Origin of the sequence: Enterobacter sp. LU1, assembly GCF_008271405.2 — a bacterium.
GTDB classification, from domain to species: domain Bacteria; phylum Pseudomonadota; class Gammaproteobacteria; order Enterobacterales; family Enterobacteriaceae; genus Enterobacter; species Enterobacter hormaechei_C.
This window is the reverse complement of sequence record NZ_CP043438.2, coordinates 1891730-1905502: the sequence shown is the minus strand read 5'-3', so window position 1 is coordinate 1905502 and position 13773 is coordinate 1891730. Positions and strand designations below refer to the sequence as shown.

At 55.8% G+C, this 13773-nt stretch carries 9 protein-coding genes and 1 other RNA gene; 4 read left to right on the top strand and 6 right to left on the bottom strand.

Translation table 11 applies throughout. The annotated features are described in order from the left end of the window. The first annotated feature begins 300 nt into the window (after positions 1-300). Together FZF21_RS09150 and FZF21_RS09145 are read left to right on the top strand one after the other, a co-directional pair. On the top strand, positions 301-960 hold the full coding sequence (locus tag FZF21_RS09150; RefSeq protein WP_062937677.1) for a winged helix-turn-helix transcriptional regulator: 660 nt from the start codon (positions 301-303) through the stop codon (positions 958-960). 77 nt (positions 961-1037) lie between these two features. Continuing rightward, positions 1038-1667: a helix-turn-helix domain-containing protein gene (locus FZF21_RS09145; RefSeq protein ID WP_023296357.1), complete on the top strand. Its 630-nt coding sequence runs from the start codon at positions 1038-1040 to the stop codon at positions 1665-1667. Positions 1668-1713: 46 nt separating this feature from the next. Here FZF21_RS09145 and FZF21_RS09140 read toward each other — a convergent pair whose 3' ends face one another. The 3 genes from FZF21_RS09140 to FZF21_RS09130 form a co-directional block, all read right to left on the bottom strand. Continuing rightward, positions 1714-1908 (bottom strand): YdiH family protein, encoded by a 195-nt coding sequence (locus FZF21_RS09140; protein ID WP_003857766.1) that lies wholly within the window; start codon positions 1906-1908, stop codon positions 1714-1716. 85 nt (positions 1909-1993) lie between these two features. Continuing rightward, positions 1994-2404, bottom strand: a complete 411-nt coding sequence (menI, locus tag FZF21_RS09135) for a 1,4-dihydroxy-2-naphthoyl-CoA hydrolase (RefSeq protein WP_047726921.1) — start codon at positions 2402-2404, stop codon at positions 1994-1996. After that, positions 2401-5457 (bottom strand): FAD-binding and (Fe-S)-binding domain-containing protein, encoded by a 3057-nt coding sequence (locus FZF21_RS09130; RefSeq protein ID WP_032670067.1) that lies wholly within the window; start codon positions 5455-5457, stop codon positions 2401-2403. The genes menI and FZF21_RS09130 overlap by 4 nt, the downstream gene beginning before the upstream one ends. Before the next feature lie 199 nt (positions 5458-5656). Here FZF21_RS09130 and ydiK point away from each other — a divergent pair, with 199 nt between their 5' ends. Together ydiK and rprA are read left to right on the top strand one after the other, a co-directional pair. Continuing rightward, a complete protein-coding gene (gene ydiK, locus FZF21_RS09125; RefSeq protein ID WP_149120977.1) occupies positions 5657-6772 on the top strand; it encodes an AI-2E family transporter YdiK in 1116 nt (371 codons plus the stop codon). A gap of 208 nt (positions 6773-6980) precedes the next feature. After that, positions 6981-7088: antisense sRNA RprA (gene rprA, locus FZF21_RS09120), an RNA gene on the top strand. 5 nt (positions 7089-7093) lie between these two features. On the opposite strand, the gene FZF21_RS09115 is transcribed toward rprA, so the two are convergent. From FZF21_RS09115 to ppsA, 3 genes are all read right to left on the bottom strand, one after another. Continuing rightward, positions 7094-9469 carry a glycoside hydrolase family 3 N-terminal domain-containing protein gene (locus tag FZF21_RS09115; RefSeq protein WP_063847955.1) on the bottom strand — a complete coding sequence of 792 codons (2376 nt, stop codon included), beginning with the start codon at positions 9467-9469 and terminating at the stop codon, positions 7094-7096. Between the two features lie 3 nt (positions 9470-9472). Continuing rightward, positions 9473-10873 carry an MFS transporter gene (locus tag FZF21_RS09110; RefSeq protein ID WP_045344226.1) on the bottom strand — a complete coding sequence of 467 codons (1401 nt, stop codon included), beginning with the start codon at positions 10871-10873 and terminating at the stop codon, positions 9473-9475. A 234-nt stretch (positions 10874-11107) separates the two neighbouring features. Continuing rightward, positions 11108-13486 (bottom strand): phosphoenolpyruvate synthase, encoded by a 2379-nt coding sequence (gene ppsA / locus FZF21_RS09105; protein WP_017384643.1) that lies wholly within the window; start codon positions 13484-13486, stop codon positions 11108-11110. Positions 13487-13773 lie beyond the last annotated feature (287 nt).

Below are 13773 nucleotides of genomic sequence, written 5' to 3'. Positions count from 1 at the left end.
AAACCCCTCCGACGAGTCAAAATTTATACAACTCTTTTTGCGCATACAATCAATTTTGAGGTCTAGCTGTGGATCCTCTTTTAACAATTACAAAACATATACACGTGGAAATACCTTAAGAATAATAGCCGCAGTCTACTTTTAGACCTGAATAAAAAAGGTTTCATTTTCAATTAATTAACACTTAAAAACAGGTGAGTCTATAATTAGACTTGCCGCAAATATTCCCTGACCTGCTGGTTTTTAAGATAATTCCTTATGTCGATCAAAAAATGATCGCATCAGACAGTGAGGTCTCACATGAATACCCGGTTCGCGCCTGAGTCAGAAATTGATAAGTCAACAGTGCTCGGCGCTAAGCCTTTTAAGCACATTGAAAAAATAATCGATAATGTTTTGCCGCATGCGGAGAGAGGCATTATTGCCAGAGGAGAAATTATCCATTATTGCTCCGGCGATACCCGTCAATGCTTTTTACTGTTGCATGGCAGCGTGGCGTTACACCGTCGCGGGGACGGTATCGTCTTAAATTCTGAATCCGCGCCATTTATACTCGGCGTGAGCAGCCAGTTATCGTCTGAACACCTGTACGTCAGAGCGCTGGAAACTTCAGAGGTGGCAAGCGTTTCGCTGGCGTGTTTCAATCATGTTGTCGCACAACAGAATTTATGGGAGCACTTCTCAAACCTGCTGATCTACACCGCATCGCGCGTCTACGAACATTGCGCCCAGATATCGCAAATGTCGGCTTATGACATTATCCGCTTTCAACTGGTTGAGTTAATGCAGGAGCCGGAAGCCATAAGACAAAACATTACCGCCGCAGCCTATATCAAAAGCCGCACCTATCTTTCACGCAGCGGCATTATGCGGATCCTCGCGGAGTTGCGGACGGGGAAATACATCACCATGGAGCGTGGCGTACTAGTTGAGATCCATCACTTACCCCGTAAGTATTGAGGCTGTATTTATCTCTGGAGAAGGTGGAAAAGAAGAGCGACACTATAGAGAGTACAGTCTCTTTCCAGGTTAACTCTATGTCTTCTGACAAACCATCGCATCGCGGCTCTCCCTATGCTCAGGAACTGATTTCTCATTTACAGCCGCACTGCGCCACGCATAAAACCGATCCCGGCGAGCAACTTGATCTCCAGGTTGACGGGCAGAGCATGTGTTATTTAATTCTTGATGGCACGGTCGCCATATACAGAAGAAGCGACGACATGATGCTTTCAACGGCGCGCAGTCCCGCCCTGTTTGGCCTCGCTAACCTGACGGACATTTATTTTAATGACTACCTCCGAACGGTAACGCCTTGCCTGATTGGTGTACTCACGACCGATCGGGTGGCTCAAATTATCAAAGAGAAGGCGCTGTGGGGGCTGCTTTCTAATCATCTGATGTTTGTCTATAACCGCCTCTATCACAACGTCATGCCGAAAGGCGCGCCAACCGCGTACGAGATGATTCGCCAGCAGCTCGTGCTGCTGATGCAGGAAGATGACAGCTACCGACGCAGCGTGACGGCGGAAAGGTATATCAGGGATAAAACCCATCTTTCCCGCAGTGGCGTAATGCGGATCCTGGCTGATCTGAAAACGGGTGGGTTCATCGAAATGGAAGAAGGCCGGCTGATTAAAATTAACAAACTGCCTGCCAGATACTGAATGTCAGACACAAAAAAGGCCGCGCTTGCGGCCTTTTCTTCACTGCTTAATGGACGTGAACGCCCAACCGCCAGGCAAAGTAGATCTCTTCTTTCAGTTCGTTTGAAGAGAGCGCCAGCAAATCCGTAAATTCCAGCTCAAGCTGTTTCAGCTTTTTCAGGTACTGCGCGGGAGACAGATTGCTTTTATCGCGACGTAAATATTCAATTGCCAGCTGTGTTGGGGTTATTTCAGTATCCATGATGTCCTCGCTTATGTTCAAAACGTGACCAGTATATCACAATCAGGCGGCTAATTTTTGACCAAAAACAAGACATCCGGAAACTTTACACAACGGCCGTCGTCAGCCTGGATGAACAACACAGGCGATCCTGCTCGTCCAGAATATCAATCTGCCACACCTGATGACGGCTTCCGGCATGCAGCGCCCGGCAGACGCCGCGCACGCGCCCGCTGCGAACGGAGCGGATGTGGTTGGCATTGACCTCCAGACCCACCACCTTCTGCTCTCCTTCCGTACACAGGTAGCCCGCCACCGACCCCAGCGTTTCGGCCAGCACGACGGACGCGCCGCCGTGTAACAGGCCAAACGGTTGATGAGTGCGGCTGTCTACCGGCATCGTCGCTTCCAGTTCGTTGTCGCCAATGCGCGTGAACTGGATGTCCAGCAAACCGACCATGTTCTCCGCGCCCATGGCATTTAAGGCCTCAAGGGTGAACGCACGTTTCCAGATCATCCGATAATCTCCAGTAAAGCCTGCAATGGATGGCGGACGCCGTTACCTTCCACCCGTTTCACCTGGCTGCGGCAGGAGTAGCCCGTCGCCAGACAGCGGTTGCGTGGCAGGCGCTGCATCGCCTGATGCCACGACAGCTCGTAAATGCCGAGCGAATTAGCGTGGTTTTTGACTTCATGGCCGTAGGTTCCGGCCATACCGCAGCAGCCCACGTTAACGCTTTCCAGCTTCGCGCCAAACCGGGCAAAGATAGAAGCCCACTGGGCAGGCGCCGTCGGCAGCGCCGTCACTTCGGTGCAGTGCCCAAACAGATACCAGGCTTCTCCACTCACCTCCTGAGTGGGCGTTTGCGTCAGCACCGCAGGCAGCCACTCGTGCACCAGTAAGACCTGAAAATCACCGCGCTTATCGCCGAGCGTCTGCTTATATTCATCCCGGTAACAGAGCACCAGCGCCGGATCGACGCCCACCATCGGCATACCGAGCTGCGCCACGCGATTCAGAAAATCTGAAGTTTTCTGCGCGGTTTTCGCAAAGCGGGTGAGGAAACCTTTTATGTGCTGCGCCTTGCCGTTCGGCGAGAACGGCAGCACCACCGGCTGGTAGCCGATTTTCTCGGCCAGTCGGACAAAATCGGCCACCACCTGGGCATCGTAATAGCTGGTAAACGGATCCTGCACCACCAGCACCACCTTCGCTTTCTGCTCAGGGCTTAATGCTTCCAGTTGTTCCAGGGTCATGTTCGCCGAGCGGTGCCCCACCAGCCGACGCTGGAGTGATGGCACCGACAGCAGCGGCAGGTCCACCATGCCGATATGTTTTTCTGACAGTTTGCGCACCAGCGGCTGGTTGATAAAGAAGTTAAAGGTTTTTGGCGCACGGGCCATCAGCGGCGCGTAACTCTCCACCGTCGCCACCAGATGATCGCGCATCGGGCGCAGATAACGCGTGTGGTACAGCTGGAGGAAGCGGGAACGGAATTCCGGTACGTCAATTTTAATCGGGCACTGGGTTGAACACGCCTTGCACGCCAGGCAGCCGGACATCGCCTCTTTCACCTCATGCGAGAAATCGTATTCGCCTTTGTTCGCATGCCAGCTGTTGCGGGTGCGTTCGATAAGCCCGCGCAGGCTGGCGCGTTTTTCCGGCAGCTCCTGTTCCAGCTTGAGCGGGTCAACGCCGCGGTCGGCCAGCAGGCGCAGCCATTCGCGCACCAGCGTGGCACGCCCTTTCGGGGAATGAATGCGGTTGCTGGTGATTTTCATCGACGGACACATCGGGCTTTTCACATCGAAGTTGAAGCATAGCCCGTTGCCGTTGCACTCCATCGCGCCGCGCCAGGAAGCGCGTACCGCAATCGGAATTTGTCGGTCATAGGTGCCGCGCTTGACGGCGTCCACCTGCAACATCGGCGCATCAACGCCCTCCGGCGGGCAGATTTTTCCCGGGTTAAGGCGGTTATCGGGATCAAAAGCGGCTTTCACCTTACGCAGCTCGGCGTAAAGTTGTTCGCCAAAAAACGCCGGGCTGTACTCGGCGCGGAATCCTTTGCCGTGCTCGCCCCATAACAAGCCGCCGTATTTGGCCGTGAGGGCCACGACCTCGTCGGAGATCTCCTTCATCAGGATCTCCTGCTGCGGGTCGCACATGTCCAGCGCCGGGCGCACGTGCAGCACACCCGCGTCCACGTGCCCGAACATGCCATAGCTCAGACCATGGCTGTCGAGCAGCGCGCGAAACTCCACAATATAATCAGCAAGGTGCTCCGGCGGCACGCAGGTATCTTCCGCAAACGGAATCGGCTTCGCCGCCCCTTTCGCGTTGCCGAGCAGCCCCACCGCTTTTTTACGCATCGCGTAGATTCGCTCGATGCCGGAGAGATCGTTACACAGCTGCCAGCCAATGACGCCGCCTTCCCCCTGGGCAATCAGCTCGTCCAGACGCTGGCAGAGCGTGCTCACCTGGCTCTCAATCAGCTCTGCGTCATCCCCGGCGAACTCGACGATGTTCAGGCCGAGCATCTCTTTATCCGGCACGTCAGTAATCAGTTCGCTCACCGAATGCCAGACGATATCTTCCCGGGCCAGGTTCAGAACTTTTGAATCGACGGTTTCCACCGACAGCGCCCGCGCCTCCACCATAAACGGTGCATTACGCAGCGCGGAGTCAAAGGAGTTGTATTTGACGTTCACCAGACGGCGCACCTTTGGCAACCGGGTGATATCCAGACGCGCCTCGGTGATGAAGGCCAGCGTCCCTTCTGACCCGGTCAGTACGCGGGTAAGATCGAACTGGCTCAGATCGTCATTAAAGACATGGCGCAGATCGTAGCCCGTCAGGAAGCGGTTGAGCTTCGGGAATTTGTTGAGGATCAGTTCGCGATTTTCGCGGCAGCGCTCCAGCACGGTACGATAAATCCGTCCGCTGGTGGTGCTCTCTTTTGCCAGAGTTTCGGCCAGCTCGATCGGCATCGGTTGGGTATCGAGGATATCGCCCCCCAGCAGCACCGCCCGCACACCCATAACGTGATCGGAGGTTTTGCCGTAGACCAGCGAGCCCTGCCCCGAGGCATCGGTGTTGATCATCCCGCCAATGGTCGCGCGGTTACTGGTGGAAAGCTCTGGCGCAAAAAAATAGCCGTAAGGTTTCAAAAACTGATTCAGCTGATCTTTGATCACCCCCGCTTCCACTCGCACCCACCCCTCTTCCGGGTTGATCTCAATGATGCGGTTCATATAGCGGGACATATCAATGATGATGCCCTGGTTCAGCGCCTGCCCGTTGGTACCCGTCCCGCCGCCGCGTGGGGTAAAGACCAGGGTGCTGAAACGCTCCTGCGACGCCAGACGGGCGATGAGCGCCACATCGGCGGTAGAGCGCGGGAAAACGACGGCATCGGGAAGAAGCTGGTAAATACTGTTATCGGTCGCCATCGTCAGCCTGTCGGCATAATCGGTGGCGGTGTCACCTGTAAAACCCTGTTGCTCCAGTGCCTGCAAAAAATTAAGCACCAGCTGAACGACGCCCGGTGCCTGAGAAATCTGTGGGATCATTGCTGTCGACCCTAATGAGAATAGTGTGAAATCGTTTGCGTTGTGTCTGGAAAGTTTTATCACATTTTTTTCTTATGTGCTTCGTAGAATTACGGGCAAAATCCGCCTGTCAAAAATCGCTGAAATCACTAATGATTAGAGAGATGCGGTTTATATTCCCATCAGCCTTGCTGGTGTTCATTTAAGGAAAGTTTCGTTTATGGTCAATCTTCGTCAGCCCAGGGATGTCGCGCAGATACTGCTGTCGGTGCTGTTCTTAGCCATTATGATTATTGCGTGTCTGTGGATTGTTCGTCCTTTCGTGCTCGGATTTGCCTGGGCCGCGACCGTCGTCGTCGCAACCTGGCCTTTACTCTTACGTTTGCAGAAACTGCTGTTTGGTCGCCGCGGCCTGGCCGTGCTGGTGATGACGCTGCTGTTGTTCCTGCTGTTTATTATTCCCATTGCACTGCTGGTTAACAGCCTGGTTGACAGTAGCGGCCCGGTTATTCGCGCGGTCACCAGCGGTGATATGACGCTGCCGGATCTCGCGTGGCTGAACAGCATTCCTGTTGTGGGCGCAAAACTGTACAGCGGCTGGCACAGCCTGCTGGAGATGGGCGGTAGCGCGCTGATGGCCAAAGTACGTCCGTACATCGGCACAACCACCACCTGGTTTGTGGGGCAGGCTGCGCACATTGGTCGCTTCATGATGCACTGTACGTTGATGCTGGTCTTCAGCGCCCTGCTGTACTGGCGCGGCGAGCAGGTTGCGCTGGGGGTACGTCATTTCGCCACCCGACTGGCAGATAAACGCGGCGATGCGGCCGTGCTGCTGGCAGCCCAGGCCGTCCGCGCGGTAGCGCTCGGCGTGGTGGTCACAGCGCTGGTGCAGGCTGTACTTGGCGGAATCGGGCTGGCAATTTCCGGCGTACCTTATGCCACCATTTTCACCGTCGTCATGCTGATGACCTGTCTGGCTCAGCTCGGTCCGCTGCTGGTGCTGGTTCCCTGCATTATCTGGCTTTACTGGACGGGGGACACGACCTGGGGCACGGTGCTGCTGGTCTGGAGTTGCGTGGTGGGCACCATGGATAACGTGATCCGTCCCCTCCTCATCCGCATGGGCGCTGACCTGCCGCTGATTCTGATCCTGTCCGGGGTGATCGGGGGGTTAATTGCCTTCGGCATGATTGGCCTGTTCATCGGTCCGGTGCTGCTTGCGGTAACCTGGCGTCTCTTCTCCGCCTGGGTGCATGAAGTGCCGCCGCCGGGAACCGACCCTGACGTCATCTTAAGCGAACTTGAAGAACTGGAAGATAAGAACGCGCAGTAAGAACGTAGGCCGGGTGGCGCTAACGCTTACCCGGCTACACTCTCCACAGCAATACTTAAACGTTGCTAAACTATTTATTCTCTGCACACTGGTCAGACCCGCCTTTTTCTGCCTAAAACCGTCATTCTCTTCAAGAAATCTTTACCTGCCTTTAACTATTGAGACGAATCCGATCGACTCAAAATCCTGGCATGCCTACTATTAAGACACGGTTATAAATCAACACCTTGATTTATAAGCATGGAAATCCCCTGAGTGAAACAACGAATTGCTGTGTGTAGTCTTTGCCCATCTCCCACGATGGGCTTTTTTTTATCCTTTTTACGCCCGTGTAATGTCACAGCGGCTGAGCATGCGCCATTCCCCCGCCAGCTCCCGCGTCTCCCCGGTTACCAGCACGTTCACCACCTCGCGTATATCCGCCGAGGACGCGCCAACCTGTAGCTCAAATTCCCCTGGCTCGACAATCCGCTTTCCGTCCCGGCGGGTGAAATTAAACATCTCCACCGGCAGAGTAAAGGTCAGCGTGGCGGTTTCTCCCGGTGAAAGCGTAACGCGCTGGAACGCTTTCAGCTCCTGAAGCGGACGCACCTGCGTGGCGACCTTATCGCGTACGTACACCTGTACCACTTCGCTGCCGCTGCGCTCGCCGGTGTTGGTGATATCGACGCTTAACGCCACCTCTCCGTCGATCGGGACGCGGCTTTCCGTCAGGCGGGCCGCGCCCCAGCGAAACTGCGTCCAGCCGAGACCGTAACCGAACGGGTAAAGTGCGCCGAAATGGAACGCAAACGGCGTGCCGCCGCTTTTCAGCTTGTGGTTATAGTAGTACGGCATCGCCCCGGCGTTTTTCGGCACGCTCACTACCAGCCTGCCCTGCGGCTCCTCGCGGCCGGTTAAGACATCGGCAATCGCCCAGCCCCCTTCCTGCCCCGGCGCCCAGGCCATCATCAGCGCGGCCACCTTCTCTTCCAGCCCCTGAAGGTTATAAGGACGCCCACCCGTCATGACGACAATCACTGGCTTACCGGTTGCCACCAGCGCCTCCAGCAGTTGTTGCTGCACGCCCGGCAGATCCAGCGAATCGGTATCCGAACCTTCCCCCACGGTGCCGCTCTGGAATAGCCCGGCGAGGTCGCCCACGCAGGCCACCACCACGTCACTCTCTTTTGCCGCGCTCACGGCGTCGGGGATCAAATCCGTGCGTTGTGAAACCGGCGATTGCTGCATCGGCTTACCGCCGCTGTCGCCCGGGAACACCGGTGCGCCCGCCATCCGTTTTTCGATAATGTGACACCCTTTGGCGTAACGTATCTGTGATGCGCCAAGGTACTGTTCCAGCGCCGCGCGCGGGGTGGTCACCTGCGAAGTCTCTTCAACCATATCGCTGATAATCAGGTGAACCGGGAAGCTGTAGCCGCTCAGTAACGCCAGTGGATCGTCCGCCGTCGGCCCCACTACCGCTACACGGGGTTTTCCGCCGAGGGGCAAAATGCCGTTATTTTCCAGCAGCGTGATCGATTTTGTTGCCACCTCGCGCGCCACCTGCCGGGTCGCCTCATTCTGCAAATCGATACCGTCTTCGTCGGCGTACGGTTTTTCAAACAGCCCGAGACGGAATTTTTCACTTAGCACGCGCGCCACAATCTCATCCACTTTCGCCATTGAGATGAGCCCACGCTCTACTGCTTCAGCCAGATGACGCGCGCAGTCATCCTTCGGCAGTTCCACGTCCAGCCCGGCGTTAAACGCCAGCGCCGCCGATTGTGCTGGATCGTGAGAAATCCCGTGGTGCTGGTGCAGCAGGCTGACGCCGCCGTAATCCGCCACGATAATGCCGTCGAAGCCCCACTGTTCACGCAGCACGGTGGTGAGCAGAAAATGGTCGCTGTGCCCTGGCTGATTATCAATGTCGTGATAGGCTGGCATCACCGAACCGGCGTTGGCCAGCTTTACCGCCATCTCAAACGGCAGCAGGAAGGTATCGTTAAGCTCGCTGAAACCGAGATGGACCGGCGCATGATTGCGCGCCCCTTCGCTGAAGGAGTGGCCGACGTAATGTTTCAGGGTCGCCAGCAGATCGCGCTTATCGCCCTGCAACCCCTTCACGTACGCCGTCGCCATCACCCCTACCAGCCACGGATCTTCCCCAAAGGTCTCTTCCGTCCGTCCCCAGCGCACATCGCGCGAGACATCCAGCACCGGGGCCAGCCCCTGCTGGCACCCGACGGATCGGGCCTCTTTGCCAATCTGCTCCGCCGCCCGCTGCACCAGCGCCGGGTCCCAGGTAGAACCGTAGTTCAGCGACGACGGGAACAGCGTTGCATCTTTGCACAGCAGCCCTACCAGACATTCTTCATGAAACAGCGCCGGAATGCCGAGCCGGGTCTCCTCCATCATCATGCGTTGCAGGCGGTTGGCGGCACGCACGCCGGTTTTTGCATCAACAATGTGCGTGCCGAGCGGGCGGGTGATCTGCCCGACGCCCAGCTTCAGCCTTTCGCTGAGGGACGCCTGTTCACTCACGCCGGCGAATTCATCGCTCAGATCGCTGCGCTCGCGGTGGTTGCCGTGTTCATCAAGGATCAGCCAGTACGCGTGCATCTGGGCAAATTTCTCTTCCGGCGTCATACGCGCCAGTAAATCAGCGACACGCTCGTGTACGGAACGTCCCGCGTCCTTGTAGATCGCAGTCATGGTTTACTCCTGTAGTGCGGATTGGGTTGCCGGGCTGAGCTGCCCCGCATCGTTTCGACTATCGCGTTTGCTGGCCAGCTCGCGGGCGATGCTGTCCACCAGCCGGCTGTTAAGTTTGTAGATGGCAAGGAGCGCCACCATGCAGAGGAACAGCACGCAGGGGATCAGGGTGAACAGGGCATTGATGGTTGCGAGAACGTGAGGCGCCTGGTTTGCCTGACCCGGCGCGTAATCCACCATGCCAAGCACCCAACCGACCACCGCCCCACCCAGCGCCAGCCCAAACTTGATGGCAAACAGGGCGGTAGAAAAGACCAGCCCGTCCAGGCGGCGGCCGCTACGGTGTTCTTCGTAGTCCACCACATCGGAGAACATGGTCCATTGCAGCGGCGTGGTCAGGTTCTGAATAAAACTAAACACAATATTCAGACCGAATATCAGCCACACCTGCGAAGGCGGAATGAAGAAAATCAGCGCGCCAAAAATAACGAAAGAAATAATGGTCCACTGATAGGCACGCACCCGGTCAAATTTCCCCAGCAGACGTTCAGATAATAATGCGCCGCTTAAGGAGGCCACCATGCCGGAAACAATAAAGGCAAAAACCAGTTCCGGACGTAACAGAACATAGTTAACGTAATACATGGTCGCAGAGCCACGCGTCACGACGGCGGTTAACAGTAAAATATTAAACAGAAAAACAATTCGCCACTGGCTATTGGCGGCCAGCAGTTTTAAATCCGTCAGCATCGAGCCGGAGGTGTCATTGCGCGGCGAGTAACGCTCCCGGGTCATAAAGAAGCAGCAGAAGAATAAAACAATACCCAGCAGCCCCATCAGGCTCATGGCATAGAAATAGCCTTTTTGCACATTCCCCTGGCCTAATAATGAGACCAGCGGCAGCGCGATGACCGTTACAATCAACCCGCCAATAAACGACAGGCCAAAGCGCCAGGATTGCAGCGAGTGGCGTTCGCGCGGGTCGAGCGTCAGCGCGCCGGGCATGGCGCAGTAAGGGACGTTAATCGCGGAATAGATCAGGCTCAGGATGGCATAGGTTACGCAGGCATAGACAATTTTTGCCGTCGCCCCGGCATCCGGGACGTAGAAGGTAATCAGGCAGCTCACGCCAAACGGAATGGCAAACCAGAGCAGCCAGGGACGAAAACGACCGTGGCGGGTCTGAGTGCGGTCCACCAGCGCGCCAATGCACGGGTCGACAAACGCATCGACCACGCGCACCACTAAAAACATGGTGCCCATAATGGCCGCAGGCAAACCGAATACGTCCGTATAGAAATAAGCGAGAAATAACGTTGCCGTTTGCCAGACCAGCGCGCTGGCCATATCGCCGAGGCCATAACCTATTTTATCTTTGGTACGTAATACAGAGGAGATTGTCATTGTTATTTGCCTTTTTATCAGGTTAAAACGTATTTCAACCAGTCGCGCATCATCCCGACGGATGTACGCGGTAAGGCTCAAGTATTAGCAACGCCCTGCCCGCTAACAATTGTCTAAATTAACAGATAAATTATGATATTTGGTTTTTTGCTTTATTTGTGATGGTGAGCATATTCGCAGGAAAATAAAAAAGGCGAGGACAGATATCCTCGCCTTTTTCAGGTTGTGCAGGTTTTACTTGTTCAGCTCTGCCAGGCTCAGCCAGGTCTGCACCACGGTGTCCGGGTTCAGGGAGAGGCTATCAATCCCCTCATCCATCAGCCAGGCCGCAAAGTCTTCATGGTCAGAAGGACCCTGGCCGCAAATCCCGACATATTTACCCTGTTTCTTCGCCGCGCGGATGGCCATGGAGAGCAGCGCTTTCACCGCCTCGTTACGCTCATCGAACAGCTCAGAGACGACGCCGGAGTCGCGGTCCAGGCCGAGCGCCAGCTGCGTCATGTCATTCGAGCCAATGGAGAAGCCGTCGAAGTGCTCCAGGAACTGCTCGGCCAGCAGGGCGTTGGACGGGATTTCGCACATCATGATGATCTTCAGCCCGTTCTCGCCGCGCTTCAGCCCCTGACGCGCCAGCTCGTCCACCACCGCTTTCGCCTGATCCACGGTACGGACGAACGGGATCATGATTTCCACGTTGGTCAGCCCCATGTCATTGCGCACGCGTTTTACCGCCTCGCACTCCAGCGCGAAGCAGTCGCGGAAGCTTTCCGACACGTAGCGTCCGGCGCCGCGGAAGCCCAGCATCGGGTTCTCTTCTTCTGGCTCGTAGCGTTCACCGCCCACCAGGTTGGCGTATTCGTTGGACTTAAAGTCCGACAGACGCACGATCACGCGTTTCGGGTAGAAGGCCGCGCCGAGCGTGGCGATCCCTTCCGTCAGACGACCCACATAGAACTCTCTCGGCGAGTCGTAACCCTTCATCATCTCGCGGATTTCGTTTTGCAGTTTTGCGTCCTGGTCGTCGAACTCCAGCAGCGCACGCGGGTGCACCCCGATCATACGGTTAATAATAAATTCCAGACGCGCCAGGCCCACGCCTTCGTTCGGCAGACAGGCGAAGTCAAACGCGCGGTCCGGGTTGCCGACGTTCATCATGATCTTCAGCGGCAGGTCCGGCATGGTATCCACGCTGGAGCTTTTCACGCTGAAGTCGAGGATATCGGCATACACGTAACCGGTATCGCCTTCAGCGCAGGAGACCGTCACCTTCTGGTCGTCCTTCATGCGTTCGGTCGCGTCACCGCAGCCGACTACCGCCGGGATCCCCAGCTCACGGGCGATAATAGCCGCGTGACAGGTACGGCCGCCGCGGTTGGTGACGATGGCAGCCGCTTTTTTCATGATCGGTTCCCAGTCCGGGTCGGTCATGTCGGTTACCAGCACGTCGCCCGGCTGGATGCGGTTCATCTCGCTGATGTCGTGGATCACTTTCACCGGACCGGCACCGATGCGGTGACCAATTGCGCGGCCTTCCGCGACAATTTTGCCCTGCGCGTGCAGGGTGTAGCGCTCCATGACCTGACCACGTGAACGGACGGTTTCCGGACGCGCCTGCACGATAAACAGCTTGCCGGTGTGTCCGTCTTTCGCCCACTCGATGTCCATTGGACGGCCATAGTGTTTTTCAATCTGCACCGCCTGCTTCGCCAGCTCTTCCACTTCGGCGTCGGTCAGTGAGAAGCGATCCCGCTGCTCCTGTGGCACATCTTCAATGGTGACCTGCTTGCCATGCTCTTGCGTCGGAGCATAGATCATGCGGATTTTTTTCGAGCCCATGGTGCGACGTACCACTGCCGGACGGTTAGCCGCCAGCGTAGGCTTGTGAACGTAGAATTCGTCAGGGTTTACCGCCCCCTGCACCACCATCTCGCCCAGACCCCACGCGGAGGTGATAAACACCACCTGGTCGAAGCCGGATTCAGTGTCGATAGAGAACATCACGCCGGAAGAGCCTACGTCCGAGCGCACCATGCGCTGCACGCCGGCGGAAAGCGCGACGCCGCGATGGTCGTAGCCCTGGTGCACGCGATAGGAGATGGCGCGGTCATTAAACAGGGAAGCAAACACGTGCTTCACCGCCACCAGCACCGCATCGTAACCCTGAACGTTCAGGAAGGTTTCCTGCTGTCCGGCGAACGAGGCATCGGGCATATCTTCTGCGGTTGCAGAAGAACGCACGGCAAAGGAGGCCTGCGCATCGTCAGCGGAGAGCTGGTTGTAGGCGTCGTGAATGGCTTTTTCCAGTTCCGGCTGGAAAGGTGTGTCGATAATCCACTGGCGGATTTGCGCGCCGGCTTTGGCAAGCTCGGTGACATCATCAATATCCGTTTTATCCAGCAGGTCGTAAATGCGCTGGTTTACACCGCTCTGGTCTAAAAACAGGTTAAACGCATCGGCGGTTGTGGCAAACCCGTTAGGTACGGAGACACCCATACCGGACAGATTTGTAATCATTTCACCCAGGGAGGCATTTTTGCCCCCAACTCTGTCTACATCATTCATGCCGAGTTGGTTATACCAAAGCACCAGCGGTGACGAGCCATTGTTGGACATCGAAACAATCCTTTTGTGATATTTGATCGGAGTAAGAAACACCTGACTACGTATTTATACTGGCATATTTATTTCCGCTAAAAAAACGGTGAATCGTGTAAGCAATTTAAATTTTCAACTTTTCGGACAGTTTCCCGGCACTCGCTAACCCGATGATTCCTATAGATTCCGGCAAAAACCATAGAAATAAAGCCGCTATTCGAAAAATGAAATCCACTTTTCAGGAAAATCAAAAACACCATTTCATTTTAAATTCAGATAAGTTCTTTGCTGTGAAATTAACTTTT